Genomic DNA, 17,806 nt, shown 5'->3' on the forward strand with positions numbered 1-17,806 from the left:
TGAAAAATATAAATTATGGTGAACGTGAATATGCAAGCTATTAATCAAAAAACAGCTATGGAGTATTTAAAATTTTTCTATCCCCCTCTTCGAAGTGAAATCACCCAATTGTCTTTACAGGATAATTTTGCAGGGGGCATTCAGGCAACAATTAACTATTTAAAAAGACTTTTACAGGAATCTAAAGTCAATATTATTGCTCATCACATTAAGCTTATGGACATGATTTATAAAAATGGTGACTCTTATGTAAAAAGTATTATTGAAAATATTTTTGTAAGATCATTTGAAAGCTTTAAAAAGCACGGAAAAATCCAGCACTGGAAACTTCTTTATCAGAATATGCCTGTAAGCTTTCAGGTCATCTACAATGATCAAAGAAAGCAGGATAAGATATTTTTTGGAAAATAAAGTAAGTATAAAAAATTCGGGCGAAACCAAAGGTTTCGCCCGAATTTTTTAATTCTTTTTCGAAAATGCCTTTTCTACGGTTTCCAGCTCGCTTTTATTCATTTTTGAAGATTTCTCCAATTTCGCTGTAAAACTAGCAACTTCTTCTGCAGTAGATGGACAACCCAGATTATCTCCTTTCTGATCGAAAGAATCTGCAAGAACCTCTCCTTTAGGATTCAAAACCAGCCAGAACGGAAGTCCCGCATTTTCACCTTTGTACTTATTCATCAGTTCCTGACCGCCGGGATTTTCAAGTTTTTTCTTTTCTCCCATTTCCTGGACATCAACGTAAGCCGTTACAAATTTCTTTTCAAAAATAGGTTTGGTTTCCGGAAGGTTCATATTTTTTTCCATTACATGACACCATTTGCACCATGAAGCATGGAAGACAAGAAGTACATTTTTATTTTTTGATTTTGCCTCGGTAAGTGCCTTGTTCAATACGACATCTGCTTTTTCCTGCGCAAAACTGAACTGAAACAGGAACAATCCTAATATAATAAGTATTCTAGAAAACTTCATTTGATTTTGTTTTTGGTTTAAAGTTATACGAATGTAAGATTTTTTATCTTCTAAATAAAATTCCCCTCGCTTACGCTCGGGAAATTCAGAATAAAACTAGATGAAGGATATTTTTTTAAGGATTCTGTTCATATCCCGCTACCTGAATTTGAGACAAAGGGATCTGATACAGATAATCATTGGTGGTAATCGTATAATTATATTTAAGATCTGCTGCAGCCTGATTGATAACACTCACGGCGATATTCCATCGTACAAGATCATGCCAATATACTCCTTCTCCCGCAAATTCTACTCTTCTTTCTTTGCGGAGTGCTGTCGTAAAATCTGAACTTGACATAGAAGTAGAAAGTGCTGAAAGCCCGGCTCTCTGACGAATTCTGTTTAAATAAGGAACTGCTGCACTGGTATTTCCCTCATTATTTAAAACTTCTGCATACATTAAAAGTACATCTGCATACCGGATAATCGGAAAGTTAATAGGCCAGTCGTAACGGTTGGTTATCACAAGTCCTCCTTCGCGAAACTTCACAAAATAATTGGCATAATCTACCTGTCCGTTTTGCGCGATAAACTGAGTTTTAACCGTTACTGCTTTTCTCAGGTCTCCCGCTTCATAAGCATTAAGCAAAGACTGAGAAACGCCTAATTCACTGGAGCTGTATAAACTTCCCTGCGCATTGTATAAAGGATCGGCTGTTCCAAATGTAGGCGAAACATAGCTTGGCAGATATGATCCCTGCGACAATCCACCACTGATATGCTGAATTTCGAAAATGTGGTACTTATTATCATTCACACTTTTAAACAAATCTGCATAATTGGGTGCAAAAGTTACATATTGTCCTTCCCCCTGAATTACAGCAAACAAATGTTCCTTTGCTTTTGCCAGATAAGAACTGTTATTAAGAGGATAGCCGTATCCCGTAAGGTATATTCTGCCTAACATAGCATGAGCCGCTGATTTGGTAATCCGGCCTTTATTTTTTGAATCATATGTATTTTTCAAACCACCTATGGATGCCTCAATTTCTGAAGTGATGAAGCTATAAAGAGTAGTCAAATCTGTTCTTGGAATGGAAGCAGCTTCAGAGGGACTGACCGGATGATCTACCAAAGGAACTTTTCCGAAATTCCGCATGAGTTCAAAATAAGCATAAGCTCTTAAAAAACGCGTTTCGGAACGATATTGTTCTTTTGTGGCAGGATCTGCAAAAGGAACGGCATCAATTCTTGCTAATATGTTATTTGCATAGGAAATAAGCTGATAAGCGTCTTCCCACAGAATTTCTACTTCCTCTGTTGAAGAAGTATCCTGAAAACGGTTGATGGCATAATAATCTCTGTTTCCGTTTTGTGAAATTGCATTAAAATTATTGGACCGGACTTCTGAAGCCAGTAAATAAAAATTAACATCGAAGCCTCCTCTGGACGAGGAATTAATCATTGCAGAATATACTCCCGACAAAGCCTGCTGAATCTGAAGTTCCGTAGTATAAAAAGAGGTTTGCGTAATATTATTTTCAGGTTCCAGCATGAGATCTTTTTCACAACTCATCATTCCCAATAGAAATATTCCCAAAACCAATGTCTTTCCCAAGCTTTTACTATTTCTGTTATCAATTGTTTTCATTTTTTAAATTTTAAAAGTTAAAGTTTAAGCCCATCATATATACTTTTGCGTTAGGATAGGCTCCGTAATCGGTTCCGTCTGACTGTACGGATTCTGGGTTATAACCGCCATAATAATGGTCTTTTCTCCAGACATTTTCTAAACTGACATATACTCTCAAACTGGAAATTTTGAGTCTGTTCACCAGATCTTTTGGAAAGTTATATCCTAATGTCACATTTTTAAGCTGTATATAAGTGGCATCATACAGCCATCTTGTATCTAATAAACTTCCCGTAGTTCCATCTAATCTCGGAGTTTTCCCGTCTCCTGGATTTTCATCAGATCGCCAGCGGTTTGCCCAATTTCCCATAACGTTTGTTGTAGTTCCCATTCCTGTGCGATCGATTGCACGACCTAGCAAAGCATAACTATAGCCGCCTTTTTGTCCCTGCAAGAATACGGAAAGATCAAAGTTTTTATAGGTGAATGTATTGGTGAATCCCCAATAATAACGAGGAGTCGGTCCTCCGATAATATGACGGTCGTCCTCATTGATGATCCCGTCTCCATTAAAATCCTTATACTTAACATCTCCGGCAATCGCGCCACTTGTTTTAGCAACGTTCGGATTGTTGATGTCAGCCGTAGAAAGTACACCTATCGCTTCATACAAATAGAATGAGTTCAGTTCCTGACCAACCTGTATAATGTTCGTACTATTACTGAAACCTGTATAAATAGGAATATTGTCACGGCCTAACTGTAAAACTTTATTCTTATTGAAAGCAATATTCGCAGAAGTATTCCATCTGAACTCTCCAATTAAATTTTTGGTATTTAACTCTAATTCTAATCCTTTGTTCTGAACTGATCCAATATTACTCCACATGGTAGTATATCCGGTTACAGCCGCTACAGGCTGCTCAAGAAGCAGGTCCTTAGTTTTTTTGATATAATAATCTGCCGTAAAATCAATTCTATTCAATATGCCTAGTTCAAAACCAAAATCTGAAGATTGCGTTTTTTCCCAAGTTAAATTACGGTTTTCAATTGTGTTGGGAATTAAGCCATTAGACAAACTTCCTCCGAATGAATAATTTCCTCCTCCCAATGTTCCAAATGCCCTGTAATCTCCAATCGAATTATTCCCGTTTTCTCCCCAACTGTATCTTAATTTAAGATTATTTAGCCAGTTTACATCTTTTAAGAAATCTTCCTTATCCACTTTCCAGCCTGCTCCAAATGCTGGAAATATTCCCCATAGATTATCCCATCCGAATCTGGAAGAACCGTCTCTACGAATACTCGCCAACAACATATATTTCTTTTTATAATCATAGTTTACACGACCGAACATTGAAATCAGCATCCATTCTGACGCCGTATATTCCGAATTAAGCACAGAGGCAGATTGCGTGAAATTGAAGGTTTTTAAATCATCATTCGGAAAACCTTTGTTCCTGTTGTATTGAGTGGTTGTTCTGTAATTTTCAGCGCTATATCCTGCAATGGCTGCAATACTGTGGTCCCCAAAAGATTTTTTATAATTTAATAAAGCTTCTCCCAAATATCTGTTGTAATTTACCGTTCTGCGGCTCGCAATACTTACCTGCCCCGGAGTATTGGTAATTAAATCAAAAGTGGGTGTGTAGCCGTTATTCAGATTAAAGTTATTGGTAGCTCCTCCTGAAATTTTAATGTTTAAATCCGGTAAAATATCATAGGAAACATATAAGCTGGATAATAAGCGGAACTCATTGGTATTGTTGGTCGTATTTTCCATTACTCCGATCGGGCTCTGAGTGGAACCAGCCCATCTGTATCTCGTATTTTTCCAGAAATTGGTATACAAACCCGCACTCAATTCCGTCACAGGAACCATAGAAAGCATTTTGTGAGCTAAATTATCTTTTCCATCAACGGTTGCTCCATAACTTTTTGAATAGCTCGGACGAAACGAAATGCCCGCCTTCCATTTATCTGAAATATTAAGATCAATAACAGCACTTAAATTAAATCTACTGAAACCTGTATTAATTGCCAAACCTTCCTGATCGAAATAGGCACCCGAAATGAGGTATTTTACATTTTTATTCCCTCCTCTTGCCGATAACTGGTAACTCTGAACAGATGCAGGCCGATAAAATACATCCTGCCAATCGATATTAGCAACTTGATTGGTTCCCCATCGCGGATCAATCATGTAATTGATGTTTGCTAAATTATAATCTGTTGTATTAGCTAGATTAAAATAGTTTGCCCTTATTGCATAACTATCGGATGCAGAATTCCCCGGAGCCAGTGCCACCCATCTTTTATTAATTGATTCTGTTGCGTAATCAATCCATTCTGAGCTTGTCATGATATCCAGCTTTTTTTCGATAGTCTGAATTCCATAATATTGTGAAAAGCTGAAGACAGGTTTTCCGGATGCTCCTTTTTTGGTCGTTATGATGACAATTCCATTAGAACCTCTGGATCCATACATCGCAGTAGAGGCAGCGTCTTTCAAAACTTCAATCGATTGCACATCATCGGGAGAAACATTGCCCATATCATCGACAACCATACCGTCAACAACATACAGAGGAGAATTACTTGCCGATATTGAAGCCGAACCACGGACTCTTATCTCTAAAGGTTCACCGGGTTTTCCTGTTGTGGAACGGGTTTTAACCCCTGCAATTTGACCCGTTAATGCCTGATCTACTCTTGCAATAGGACGATCCTTGAAGGTCTCGGCATTTACTCTACCTACTGAACCTGTGACTTCTCCTTTTTTCTGCGTACCATAAGCAATCACAACAACTTCCTCAATATCTTTAGTTTTATTTGTTTTTGTACTATCCTTCGTAGTTCCGGTAGTTTGTTTTTCCTGTGCGAAGATAAAAGCAGTGGTACTTAGTAAAATACCTAAAGTAACTATGGATTTCTTCATTCTATGATTCGTGATTATTAATTAACTTATATTCTTTCGTGAAAACAAAACATGACATTTCTCATGTTTTAATTTCATAAAAGTATACTTCTCATCAATTTCTGCTATCCTGTGGTCACCTGTGAATTTTCTCTCAACAGAGAAATACTAAGGAATCATTAGAAAAAATATCAAAACGGCAATTTTTTTAAAACAAAAATAGCCTCCAAAGGAGGCTATTGAATAAGGTAATAAATACTTCTGAATAAGCACTTAGAATTAATTTCCAAGTTCCAACTGATTTCTCACTAAATTATAATAATCAGACTTTCTCTCGACCAAACTTTGATGACTTCCCTGCTCAGCAATTTCTCCATTTTTCAGGACAATAATCTGATCAGCATTTTTTACTGTGCTCAGTCTGTGCGCAACAATAATCACTGTTTTTCCTTTGAAAAAAAATTGAAGATTATCATGAATTATTTTTTCATTTTCAGCATCTAATGCAGAAGTAGCTTCATCGAAGAAAATAAAATGCGGATTTTTATAGACTGCTCTTGCGATTAATATTCTTTGTTTTTGCCCACCTGAGATTCCGTTACCAGAAGCTCCGATTTTGGTATTCAATCCTAATGGCAATTCTTTCACAAATGATGTAATATTAGCCGTTTCCAGTGCTTTTTCAAGTTGGGTATAATCTATATCCTCATCACTTGTCACGATATTTCTTTCAATAGTATCTGAAAAAATATACCCTTCCTGCATGACAACACCACAATTCTTTCTTAAATCTATTGGTGATATATTATTAATATTAAGATGATTAAAATTAATTTCTCCGGAAATCGGTTCATAAAATTTTAAAAGCATTTTCATGAGAGTTGTTTTACCACTTCCACTGGCTCCTACAATGGCAGTTACTTTCCCCTCCGGAATAAATAAATTGATGTCTTTTAAAACATAAGGCGATTGAGGACCTTCATACTGAAATGAAACATCTTTGAAGTAAATTCCTTTTTCAATCCCGTTTTTTTCTGTATATTTTTTACTTAATAACGGGACTTGGTTTTCCTTTTCTTCTTCAGAGTTATTTTGAACTTCATTTAACCTTGCTAAACTTAGCTTTGCATCTTGTAAAGAACGGAAAAAGCTGATCAGCTGATTGACAGGCGAATTCATTTGCCCAATGATATAGGAAACACTGAGCAACGCCCCTAAAGTCATATAACCTTTTATCACAAAATATGCAGAAAGAAAAGTAACAATAATATTTTTGAGTTGGTTGATGAATTCAAATCCCGAAAGCTGTATCTGATCCAGTTTTAGAATTCTGATATTTATTTTAAAAAGCTTTTCTTGAATTTTCTCCCACTCTTTACGTTTAAAATCTTCAAGCTGATTAAGCTTCATTTCGGAAACCCCGTTAATAATTTCATAGATGGACTCCTGATTCTCGCTTCGCTGCTGAAAACGGAAATAATCCAAAATTTTACGCTTCTTCATCCAGTAAAGAGACCAGAGAACCGAAATCGTTGTAAGCACCATATAAACAGTTAATATTCTTACATCATAATACCACAAGATTCCGAAGAAGGCTGTAAATGTAATAATTGAGAACAACGTCAACAGACTTTGTGAGGTAAGGAAATTTTCAATCCTTTCATGATCCTGAATCCGTTGACTAAAGTCTCCCATCAACTTGGTATCAAAAAATTTAATCGGAAGTTTCAGTAGTTTTTTAAGGAAATCGGAAATAATCTGAATGTTTATTTTTGTTCCGACCACAAGAATAATCCAATTCCGAAAAATATTGATCACAATGTTTCCAAAAAAGAAAGCCAATTGTGCCAGCAGGATATATACTATTACAGAAAGATTTTTTTTATTTACCCCTTCATCTATCAATTTCTGAGTAAGAATAGGAAATATTAAAGTAATAAACGTACCTAAAGTAAGCAAAAAAAGCATCCAATAGATTTGCTTTTGGTAAGGTTTTAAATATTTCAGTAAATATTTAACGGAAAGTGTTTCTTCTTTTAATGGTATTTGCTGATAAAAGGCTTCTGTAGTTTCTAAAAATAAAGCAACTCCCTTATTTCCGTCTGAAAGCCATGATTTTTTAAATTTTTCTTCATTTAAGGAAACAAAACCATGCCCGGGATCAGCAATTTTATGTATACGCTTCCCAGTAATAATGTTTTTGGAAATTTTGTAAAGAACAACAAAGTGATTCTGATTCCAATGAAGAATACAGGGTAAAAGATCTTTCGAAAATCCTTCACTCTCCATTTTTAGGGCTATTGTTTTATAGCCCATATTTTCAGCTGCTTCACAAATTCCCAATAATGATACGCCTTCTTTAGTGATAAAACTTTTACTTCTTAAATCCTGTAAACTGAAATTTTTACCATAATGAGAAGACACCATGGCTAAACAGGCAGGACCACAGTCCATTTGATCATATTGGGCAATGAAACGCATTATTTAATATATTTTCTTACATGAAAGTTATTAATAGAATTTACACAGAGAGATTCACCGGTAATAATTTTGATTAATTACTTTTAACTTTAAGTTTCCTCAAATTGCTAAACATTATATTATTCTTTTGTAAAGTTAGCGTATCTGTTTGGCCACCAATCTTCAGGGAAAACACATTTTGTAGATTAAAGGATAAAGACTGGGATGCAACCAACAAATTTATTTGGCCGCAGTTGATAATTTTAAGTTTGATAGTTTTAAAATCGGTTTTATGTTCGGTTTCAAATGAGCCTAGATTCAAGGCATTTATTGAAATATTTTCATTTTTAACTGTAAGATAGATGTTGTAATTATCTTTTTTGCTTTCTTCTGTGGCATGGACTGAATTTATAAAAGCGACACCATCGACTATTTTAAAGTCAATATGCTTACCATTATCTGAATTCCTCTCTATTATAATAGAGTTTACCTTTCCCTTCGAAAGAAATACTTTTCCGAAATTTTTAAGGTTAATTTCACTAAAAACATTATCATTTAAGCAGAGTTCACTTTTTATCATCTGGGAATAATAATTTTGAAAGGGTAGAAATGTAATTATTCCTACAATTAGTTTTAAGGTGTTACACGTAAAGTTCATTCAAATTAAGATCCGGATTATTAATGATTTCATTACAAAAATTCAGGATATAATCTCTTTTACCTTCTTCATGTTTTTCTGCGGTAGCTATTAATTCATTAAATACATCATAGATCATAGATTTCCTTAAACCTTCACTATTTCTGTCTAAAAAGACAGGATGATAGTGTACATCAAAATAGGTGATTTCAGTTTTATTGATCAGAAGACTGAATATTAACTTTAAAACCTCCAGCGCTTCATTTATTTTCTGTTCTCTGAAATAGATTCTTGATATATTTTGCATCTGCTGAATCTTATGGTAAAAAACAATGGGAAACTGTTCTTCAAAATATGAATCTAAAATCATTGTTTCTTTCGTCATCCTTAAAGCAGCTGCATAATCTTTTTTTTTATAAAATAAATAAGCATCAACCGGTGTACAGATCAGATCATACAGCTTATCTTCTTTTTTATTTAAAACAGATTTATCAATGTATTTTTTCGCTCTCGAAACTAATGCTTCAGCGGCCAATATATTACCACTCCTGGATTCTTTCAATGCACCACCGTAATTTTCATAATAAAACAGAAAATTCCTTTTATACTCACAAATTGAATTGATCATCTGAGTAATGCCTTCATCAAATTTCAAATGATCTTTATAGCTTTTCTCGTTAGACTGGGCAAGAAGTTCCAGACCCGTATATAAATCATCATATTTTCCCATAATAAATAATTAAAAAGTTTCAAAAACCTCCGCTCCTTTTTGAGAAATCAAGTACGACAATGCTATTCTGTCTTCAATATTAAATTTGATGGGTGGACAAGAGAAAATCCCCTCCTTCCATGTTTTAGGACATGCTCCTCCGCAAATAGGAAGTATTTTACATGTATGACACGGAGAGTTCGATTTGTTTTCTCTAATCAAATCATACCAGTTGATAAAATCTCTTTTCGGCAATAAATCGTCTGGAGATAAAGTATCCAGGTTTCCTAATATATAACCTGCATCATCATAACTAGGAACATACGATATCTCTGTACAATTATATATATTTCCATAAGCATCTACTAATTCCGCTTTGGGATCAACTGCCATACAGGTTTGCTTTTTTCTTTGTGGTAAGATAGAAGCGGAACTAAATTCATTCTTCAGACAGTACATTAACCATTCAATTTCTTTATCGGCAAAATTTTCAACTTCTAAAGATTTTAAGTGAGCATCATTACCCCATGAGTGAATGGGCGCAACATAAAAGTTTGTAATTTTCTTATGAAGTCCCAAGCTTTTTAATTCATCAATCAAAAGAATGGCTGCTTCATCATTCATTTTGTCAACATTACATCTGATACTGATAGCCGCGTTTAATGTATCAAATTCCTCATGGTTTAGGATATTAATAAGGTTTTCCATAATGATCTTATAGCTTTTTTCGCCTGATTTCAGGAACCTTCTCTTATCATGATACTCTTCTGTACCGTCTAAGGTGATTTCAAAAAAACGTATATGATGATTTTTAACTAGATCTAAAAACACATTGAGCTTCAAAGAAAGACCATTGGTTACCATCTTAGAAGAATACCCTAAGTTATGTTGATCAGCCAGTTCTTTCAATCGCGGAGTCATGCTTTTTATATTACTTAAAGCCATTAAAGGCTCTGCACCAAACCATCCAATTTCTAAGGTATTATATGAATGTTCATTTTCTAATTTATATTTCAGTCTTTCTAGTATTGCATCCATTTGCCCCTCATTCAGAAGTGCTTTAGTATGATTTTGCCCACAATATCCGCATCCTAACTGGCAGTTGGCTGTAGGCTGTATAACCTGATATAATGTTTTGCTGTCTAAAATTGAATTTTTATTTTCCTGTATTACTTCTTCTAATTCGTTCTCCTGGCTGGGAACAATTAAATATGTCGATAATAATTTTGAAAAGATATTCTCTGGCAAACTGTCATAGTCTTCTCTTTCATATATGGCTGCGGTATCACTTTCTAGTGCTATTGTTTCTCCAGTCCTGGTCGAGAAATACAGAACGGTATCATTTCCAGCTTCTGTTTTTATCCTGTAATATGAATTTCTAAACATAATAAATGAGTTAAATGAAAAAAACCCCATAACATAAAGCTATGTTATTATGATATGGGGAATTTAATATTACAAACTAGTTGTAGGTTGTGTTGGCTGCGTAGGTTGTTGTGGACCGCAAGAATTGTTTACTGTACAAGAGTTATTAACTGTACAAAGCGGCTGCCAAGCTAAGGCAGCTTGTCCTCCTCTGATAGCCATTTGTTCGTTAACACTAATAATTTCTCCTTTTTTTAGAGAGTCAAGTTTTGCAACTTCGAAAGCATTCTTTAATTTAGAATTTCTCATTTTGTTTAATATTAAAATTTAAGATTTGGTTAAAGTTTCGATACATTAAACCCTAATTGGTATCGCTTGCAAGCATTAATTAATCCATATAATATCCATATTGCGCACTATAAATACCTGTGAATTAAATATTTTTAGAAAGTACTCGCCGGAGCTGTACTATTATTCAGTTTCTTTTGAATCTGCAGCTTTTTCCCACTAGAGAAATCATAACTCAACCCCAATACAAACATATTTCTGTTATTATAGATATTTGTTTTATTAGTATATGCTACCCAATCACCGGATAAACTTTTCGTATGATATTTAGAAGGTGTTCCTACCCAATACATACCGGTTGTGAAAGTCCAGCTCCCGTGTTGATAAGCTATAAGGAGATGGCTTTGGTTTTCGTCTTTACTTAGGAAAGACCCACTTAAAGAAAAGACCGGGATATTGAATTGATAATAGGCAGAAAAATTTTTGTATTGAGAGATTAATGCAAAATTATTTCTTACAAAATTTCTTGTATACTTCTTTCCGTTTACAGAAGTTAGTTTTGTGGCAGTGGGTGCAATATAAGTTTTGAGAACAAGCCAACTATTTCCAAAAGGTTTTATGGAACCACTGATCTGAACTCCTTTTTCACTATAGCTTTTGGCATTTTCATAAGTTAATGCATACCCTCCCGTTTCCGGATCTAATTGATAAAATTGTGCAAAATATCTGTCAGCAATATTATAAAAAAGCGTAGTATTTAAATCCAAATATTTACTGCTGAAGGAATAGATCAGATTATTTTTAAAAACATGCTGTGCCTTAAGATAAGGATTTCCTTTCTGAACAATATTGGGCACAACCTGTACAACATTACTGCTTAAAGCCGATGCAAAAGGACTTTGAGAAGAATATTGAGTAACAAATCTCAAAAACTGATTTTTAGGGAATTCATAGCTCAAAACCACTTTCGGAGTTGGAGCCCAATTATCCTGTATAATTTCTGCACTCTTGTTGTGAATTTGAGTAAGCCCCATTCCCAACCTATAAGAAAACTTGTCTTTTTTACCCGAATATTCAGTGTAAAGATATTGTTCCAGATAATTTACAGAATATTTCCCTGCTCCTAAAAGATTGATCAGATCATTATTAATTGAAGTATTGGATATTCGATATCCTGAGCTTAATTTTCCTTTTTCAAAATTATGAACATGCGCAATTTCCCCTACAATTCCGGTTTGTTTCGCTTTCAAATTCATATCATTATTGAAAATGTCGGTATAATCACTGGATTTCCATTCATGGTCAAACTGATAAGATTTTGTATTGAAATAGGAACCTATGACATTCAAGCTCAATTCATCTTTTTTTCCAATGTTTTTAGAATAGTAAAGATCCAAAGTAGGGTTCGTATAATTAGAATTGCTATTATGAACAGTATGATGCAGCTCATCATTATTATTCATTGTAAATAAGCTTTGACCTGCTCCTTTTAAAAAACTTGAATTCAAAATCATATTCAATTTTGCCTGAAATACATACTTACCTGAATCAGTATTCGAATATCGTAATCCTATATTCTGATAAGTATACCCAAAATGATCTTTTTGCTCCTCTGCTGACCGGTAATGAATCTGATTCAGATCATATTCATACGTCTTATCAACAATCCTGTTATTATAGTCCCTAAGATTGATGGTATATTCCAGACCGAAATCATTTTTCCCTTCTGTATAACCACCATACACAGAACCATTAACAAAACCTGTTGTAAATGCAGAAGTCAGATCTGTCCCGAATGAATATCCTACTTCCGGATTTTTTGTAATAATATTTACTACCGCATCTGCTCTTTGTGAATACCTTGCAGGCGGAATATCAAAATATTCCACTCTTACAACATTTGTTGATGCAACACTTTTAATTTGGTTATCGGTAGCCTCAACTCCATTGATAAGAAACAGGATTCTTCCTCCTTTAAGACTTATCACCATATTAGAAACAGGATCAAGCTGTAGCTCAGGCAGTGTAATAAGCAAATCTTTAGAATGCCTGGCTTTTTCAAGAGCTTCTTTATCAAAAGTATAATTTGCGTGATCCGAAAACTGTTTTTTCTTTTGGGCTTTAATAAGTACCTCCTGAATTTCTTTAGTTTTTAAGGTATCAACTACATTTTCCGATATTTTATTTTCATTAGTCTGTGCAAACATACCGGTTGCCATCAATGCCAATATCACTGTAAAATATCGTTTATTACTTTCTTTTATCATAATTTCTTTCTCAATAAAAACCAGTATTTACTTTATTTCATACTGCACATTTTTCAATAAGTATAAATATCACCACTTAATTTCATCCTTCTTTGGTGGCGGATCACCTTCTGGCCCATCTGACAAAATGGAAGCATTTTGTGACAGAGTCACAGACTGTATGCCAACAGAATCTATTTTGATTTTTGTAGCTATCGACTGATTTTGCATTTCATCAGCAATTGTTGTTAATTCTTCTGCTTCTCTACAGCTAACTACTGTAACGAATACAACAATTGCTGATACCCAAGAGATAAACTTTTTCATAATATTTTCTTTGAAGTTTATCCCGGCGCCGGGAGTTTTTTAAATTGAATTCGGATGCTAAATTATTTGGGTGAAACGTTTTTTCCTAAAAAAGCAAGTCTCTAATTGAAAATTGACAAATAAAGACGTCCTAATACAGAAATTAGGACCACTATTTCGGAATTAAATATCTGATACACATTCATATAATTTTTATTTATAATTTGTATAAATAAAAATTATATGAATGTTTTTTTATCAGGTTTAGTTAGTTTTGCACTACATAATATATTCTGAACTAAAATGTTCTCTAAAAAAACTCCTTTTTATTTATTTTATTTTTTATTGTTTTTTTCTTTTGGAAAGATATACAGCCAGCAAAGCTTTGAAAATCTACGAGGTCTATATGAGAAGAAAAATGAGAATGATATAACCGCATTAAAAGGTATAAATCTCTATATTAAGAAAGCTAAACTAGAAAACAATCTAACTGAGCAGATACAGGGATACAGAGATGCCACATTTTTTTCTCCTGATAAAAAGTTAAAAATACAATATGCAGATAGCGCCATAGCAGTCGCAAAAAAAGCAGATAATAAAGAACTTATTTCTACGGTTTATCTGCTGAAAGGCAGTCTATATTATTTTTACTATAGAAACTACCAGTATGCATTAGCAGAATATTTAAAAGCCTACCAATATTCTAAAGACAGTAAAGATGATTATTTGAAATTTAAGATCATTTATCAGATGGGGCTGGTAAAAAGTTATTTAGGATACTATAACGAAGCAATTGAACATTTTAAAGAATGTATTTTTTACTTTGAACCGAAAACAAAGGGCAATTACCATCCTAATTCAATATATAATGCTAAAAAAGGATATCTCAACAGCCTACACCAGATTGCTGTATGTTATAGAAATATAAATGACTACAAAAATGCAGATTCAATCATCAACATAGGCTTAAATATTTCAAGTCAATCGGACGATTTTTCTTTGGAAGAAGCGTATTTTCTTAAATGTAAAGGCATCTCGGAATTTAATCATAAAAATTATAATGCATCCCGTGCTTTTCTGCTCCAAGGGCTCTCTCTCTTAAATAAAAATGAAGACTTTTATTGGGCATCTGTTTCCGATTTTTATGTCGGAAAAAATTACCTAAGTTTAGGAAAAGAAGATGTTGCAATACAACAGTTTGAAAAAGTGGATTCCATTTTTCAAAAAAGAAAATTTATTGTCCCTGAGCTTCTCGAAAATTATAATTTCTTAATCAAATATTACCAGAAGAAAAAAGATGTTGAAAAGGAACTCGAATACTCAAAAAAGCTTTTGAAAGCTGACAGTATTTTTAGTAAAGACTTTAATTATTTGTCTGCAAAAATCCACAAGGATTACGATAAGCAAATTTTGGAAGAGTCTAAGAATAAACTAGAGGCCCGTAATAACCTGAATATTGGAACAATCATACTCCTTGTTTCCGTGCTGATTTTGTTAGCTATATTGGCGTGGCGATTTTACAATAATGCACAATCAATAAAGCTGAAGTACCAAGAATTGGAAAAAAAACTTCAACACCAGACGAAACCAGCTTTACCTTCGTACGAGAATATCACTAATTACGGAAAGTCTGTCTTGAGTGAAGATATATTCATGGATTTACAAAATAAATTAAAAGAATTTGAAGCTACAGGAAATTTTAAAGAAAATGGATTAACAATCGACCAACTTGCCAATACTTTCCGTACTAATAAGTCTTATCTCTCTCAATATATTAATGATGTTAAAGGTATGAATTTCAGTAAATATCTTTCTACCCTTCGTATTAATTATATTACTAAATTAATGTATGAAAACCCTCAGTACCTACGATTAAAAATACAAGGACTGGCGAACGAGTGTGGAATAAGTTCCCGCCAAAATTTTTCAGACCTTTTTCTGGAAATAAATAATATTCGTCCCACAGACTTCATTAAGCAAAGGAGAAAAGAATTAGAAGAAAGAAAGATACCTGGTTTTGAATCTCCATCCGAGTCTTAAGTTGGGATCAGAACAATTATCTACTTCTGATTTTAGATTGGTTTCTTTGGCTTCTTAAAATATAAAAAATATAAACCGCTATAAATATTTATAGCGGTTTATTAATTATTATTAATTGATAATGATCAATACTTATTTCACTTCTTCGAAGTCTGCATCCTGTACATCTTCACCTCCTGCATTTCCTGCATTTTGTGCACCTGCATCAGCTCCCGGCTGTTGACCAGCTGCATACAATTCTTCTGAAGCGGCCATCCAAGCTGCATCTAAAGCTTCTGTTTTAGCTTTTACATCGTCAGCATTTTTAGCTTCGAAAGCTGTCTTCAATTCTCCGTGAGCTGCTTCGATAGCTGCTTTTTTATCAGCAGAAAGTTTCTCACCGAATTCTTTCAATTGTTTTTCAGTCTGGAAGATCAATCCGTCAGCTTTGTTGAAAATCTCAACTTCTTCTTTCTTCTTAGCATCCGCTGCAGAGTTTTCCTGAGCTTCTTTCTTCATTCTTTCGATTTCTTCGTCAGAAAGACCTGAAGATGCCTGAATTTTGATTGTCTGTTCCTTACCAGTACCTTTATCTTTAGCAGAAACACTTAGGATACCGTTAGCATCAATATCGAAAGTTACTTCGATCTGAGGAACTCCTCTTGGTGCTGGCGGAATATCTGTAAGGTCGAATCTACCGATTTCTTTGTTATCGTTGAACATTGGTCTTTCCCCCTGTCCTACTCTGATGCTTACAGCAGGCTGATTGTCAGAAGCTGTAGAGAATACTTCAGATTTTTTAGTTGGGATCGTAGTGTTTGCTTCAATTAATTTAGTGAAAACAGAACCCATAGTTTCAATACCTAAAGAAAGTGGCGTAACGTCAAGAAGCAATACATCTTTTACATCACCTGTCAATACACCTCCCTGAATAGCAGCACCAATAGCTACAACCTCATCCGGGTTAACTCCTTTAGATGGTTTCTTACCGAAGAATTTTTCTACTTCTTCCTGAATAATTGGGATTCTTGTAGAACCTCCTACCAAGATTACTTCGTCGATATCAGAAGTTGATAAACCTGCATCTTTCAATGCTTTAGCAACCGGTTCCATAGATCTTCTTACTAGATCTGCAGATAATTGCTCGAATTTAGCTTTAGTTAAAGTCTTCACTAAGTGTTTAGGACCTGTAGCTGTAGCTGTAATATATGGAAGGTTGATTTCCGTTTGTGGAGAAGAAGATAATTCAATTTTAGCTTTTTCAGCAGCTTCTTTCAATCTTTGAAGAGCAATTGCATCAGCTTTTAAATCTACACCTTCTTCAGCTTTGAATTCATCTGCCATCCAATTGATGATCACATCATCAAAGTCATCACCTCCTAAGTGCGTATCACCGTTTGTAGACAATACTTCGAATACACCATCTCCTAAATCAAGGATAGAGATATCGAAAGTACCACCACCAAGGTCATACACAGCGATTTTTTGATCTTTATGGTTTTTATCTAGACCATAAGCTAACGCAGCAGCTGTAGGTTCGTTGATAATTCTTTCTACTTTAAGACCAGCGATTTCACCCGCTTCTTTAGTAGCCTGTCTTTGAGCATCGTTGAAGTATGCAGGAACAGTGATTACCGCTCTTGTTACTTCCTGTCCAAGATAATCTTCAGCAGTTTTCTTCATTTTCTGAAGCGTCATTGCAGAAATTTCCTGTGGAGTATATTCTCTGTCGTCGATTTTTACTTTTACCGTATCGTTTGGTCCGGATACTACTTCATAAGGTACTCTTGAAATTTCTTTCGCATCTTCTTTGAAGTGAGTCCCGATAAATCTTTTAATTGAATATACTGTTTTCTTTGGGTTAGTTACCGCTTGTCTTTTTGCAGGATCACCCACTTTTCTTTCTCCATCTTCTGTAAATGCTACAATAGAAGGAGTTGTTCTTTTACCTTCAGCATTAGGAATAACAACAGGGTCTTTTCCCTCCATTACAGCAACACAAGAGTTGGTTGTTCCTAAGTCAATACCAATTATTTTACTCATAATATTTATATTTTTTCTAATTTTTAAAATTAATTTACACTCTCAATTTCTCAATATCTGTACCATTCATAGGGATGTGACAAAATGACACAATACAGTATAAAGAGACTTATCCATCGCTCAAAAACCAGTCTATTCAAGACATTTTTGACATTGACAGCTACAAAAATTTAATCAAAGTTTAACCTATTATATAGGGATCATAATCTCATGAATTATTATTTTT

General features: G+C 34.3%; 13 protein-coding genes. 2 read left to right on the forward strand and 11 right to left on the reverse strand.

The window, feature by feature from the left end:
- Positions 1–57: 57 nt before the first annotated feature.
- Positions 58–411, forward strand: a complete 354-nt coding sequence (locus P0Y62_08655; GenBank protein ID WEK71624.1) for a hypothetical protein — start codon at positions 58–60, stop codon at positions 409–411.
- A 48-nt stretch (positions 412–459) separates the two neighbouring features.
- Here P0Y62_08655 and P0Y62_08660 read toward each other — a convergent pair whose 3' ends face one another.
- From P0Y62_08660 to P0Y62_08705, 10 genes are all read right to left on the reverse strand, one after another.
- Positions 460–975 (reverse strand): thioredoxin family protein, encoded by a 516-nt coding sequence (locus P0Y62_08660; GenBank protein WEK71625.1) that lies wholly within the window; start codon positions 973–975, stop codon positions 460–462.
- A 115-nt stretch (positions 976–1,090) separates the two neighbouring features.
- Positions 1,091–2,608, reverse strand: a complete 1,518-nt coding sequence (locus P0Y62_08665; protein ID WEK71626.1) for a RagB/SusD family nutrient uptake outer membrane protein — start codon at positions 2,606–2,608, stop codon at positions 1,091–1,093.
- A 10-nt stretch (positions 2,609–2,618) separates the two neighbouring features.
- Complete coding sequence (locus tag P0Y62_08670) at positions 2,619–5,528, reverse strand: TonB-dependent receptor (GenBank protein ID WEK71627.1); 2,910 nt, start codon at positions 5,526–5,528, stop codon at positions 2,619–2,621.
- Between the two features lie 258 nt (positions 5,529–5,786).
- Complete coding sequence (locus tag P0Y62_08675) at positions 5,787–7,988, reverse strand: peptidase domain-containing ABC transporter (GenBank protein ID WEK71628.1); 2,202 nt, start codon at positions 7,986–7,988, stop codon at positions 5,787–5,789.
- Between the two features lie 73 nt (positions 7,989–8,061).
- Entirely contained in the window at positions 8,062–8,547 is a 486-nt protein-coding gene (locus tag P0Y62_08680) for a DUF2807 domain-containing protein (protein ID WEK71629.1), read from the reverse strand.
- 61 nt (positions 8,548–8,608) lie between these two features.
- Positions 8,609–9,334 (reverse strand): hypothetical protein, encoded by a 726-nt coding sequence (locus tag P0Y62_08685; GenBank protein ID WEK71630.1) that lies wholly within the window; start codon positions 9,332–9,334, stop codon positions 8,609–8,611.
- A gap of 9 nt (positions 9,335–9,343) precedes the next feature.
- Positions 9,344–10,699, reverse strand: coding sequence for a radical SAM protein (locus P0Y62_08690; GenBank protein WEK71631.1), 1,356 nt, complete (start codon positions 10,697–10,699; stop codon positions 9,344–9,346).
- Between the two features lie 69 nt (positions 10,700–10,768).
- Positions 10,769–10,987 (reverse strand): hypothetical protein, encoded by a 219-nt coding sequence (locus P0Y62_08695; GenBank protein ID WEK71632.1) that lies wholly within the window; start codon positions 10,985–10,987, stop codon positions 10,769–10,771.
- Positions 10,988–11,121: 134 nt separating this feature from the next.
- A complete protein-coding gene (locus P0Y62_08700) occupies positions 11,122–13,233 on the reverse strand; it encodes an outer membrane beta-barrel protein (protein ID WEK71633.1) in 2,112 nt (703 codons plus the stop codon).
- 69 nt (positions 13,234–13,302) lie between these two features.
- Entirely contained in the window at positions 13,303–13,539 is a 237-nt protein-coding gene (locus tag P0Y62_08705) for a hypothetical protein (protein WEK71634.1), read from the reverse strand.
- A 282-nt stretch (positions 13,540–13,821) separates the two neighbouring features.
- On the opposite strand from P0Y62_08705, the gene P0Y62_08710 reads away from it, so the two are divergent.
- Positions 13,822–15,558 carry an AraC family transcriptional regulator gene (locus P0Y62_08710; GenBank protein WEK71635.1) on the forward strand — a complete coding sequence of 579 codons (1,737 nt, stop codon included), beginning with the start codon at positions 13,822–13,824 and terminating at the stop codon, positions 15,556–15,558.
- 132 nt (positions 15,559–15,690) lie between these two features.
- Here P0Y62_08710 and dnaK read toward each other — a convergent pair whose 3' ends face one another.
- A complete protein-coding gene (gene dnaK, locus P0Y62_08715) occupies positions 15,691–17,580 on the reverse strand; it encodes a molecular chaperone DnaK (protein WEK71636.1) in 1,890 nt (629 codons plus the stop codon).
- Between the last annotated feature and the right edge of the window lie 226 nt (positions 17,581–17,806).

The sequence above is a fragment of the Candidatus Chryseobacterium colombiense genome, assembly GCA_029203185.1.
In the GTDB taxonomy this organism is placed as follows: domain Bacteria; phylum Bacteroidota; class Bacteroidia; order Flavobacteriales; family Weeksellaceae; genus Chryseobacterium; species Chryseobacterium colombiense.

What these genes read in the sequence shown, in the direction of transcription:
- P0Y62_08660 (WEK71625.1), bottom strand. Translation starts at nt 975, where the DNA reads ATGAAGTTTTCTAGAATACTTATTATATTAGGATTGTTCCTGTTTCAG.
- P0Y62_08680 (WEK71629.1), bottom strand. Translation starts at nt 8,547, where the DNA reads ATGATAAAAAGTGAACTCTGCTTAAATGATAATGTTTTTAGTGAAATT.
- P0Y62_08675 (WEK71628.1), bottom strand. Translation starts at nt 7,988, where the DNA reads ATGCGTTTCATTGCCCAATATGATCAAATGGACTGTGGTCCTGCCTGT.
- P0Y62_08700 (WEK71633.1), bottom strand. Translation starts at nt 13,233, where the DNA reads ATGATAAAAGAAAGTAATAAACGATATTTTACAGTGATATTGGCATTG.
- P0Y62_08695 (WEK71632.1), bottom strand. Translation starts at nt 10,987, where the DNA reads ATGAGAAATTCTAAATTAAAGAATGCTTTCGAAGTTGCAAAACTTGAC.
- P0Y62_08670 (WEK71627.1), bottom strand. Translation starts at nt 5,528, where the DNA reads ATGAAGAAATCCATAGTTACTTTAGGTATTTTACTAAGTACCACTGCT.
- P0Y62_08665 (WEK71626.1), bottom strand. Translation starts at nt 2,608, where the DNA reads ATGAAAACAATTGATAACAGAAATAGTAAAAGCTTGGGAAAGACATTG.
- P0Y62_08690 (WEK71631.1), bottom strand. Translation starts at nt 10,699, where the DNA reads ATGTTTAGAAATTCATATTACAGGATAAAAACAGAAGCTGGAAATGAT.
- P0Y62_08705 (WEK71634.1), bottom strand. Translation starts at nt 13,539, where the DNA reads ATGAAAAAGTTTATCTCTTGGGTATCAGCAATTGTTGTATTCGTTACA.
- dnaK (WEK71636.1), bottom strand. Translation starts at nt 17,580, where the DNA reads ATGAGTAAAATAATTGGTATTGACTTAGGAACAACCAACTCTTGTGTT.
- P0Y62_08710 (WEK71635.1), top strand. Translation starts at nt 13,822, where the DNA reads ATGTTCTCTAAAAAAACTCCTTTTTATTTATTTTATTTTTTATTGTTT.
- P0Y62_08655 (WEK71624.1), top strand. Translation starts at nt 58, where the DNA reads ATGGAGTATTTAAAATTTTTCTATCCCCCTCTTCGAAGTGAAATCACC.
- P0Y62_08685 (WEK71630.1), bottom strand. Translation starts at nt 9,334, where the DNA reads ATGGGAAAATATGATGATTTATATACGGGTCTGGAACTTCTTGCCCAG.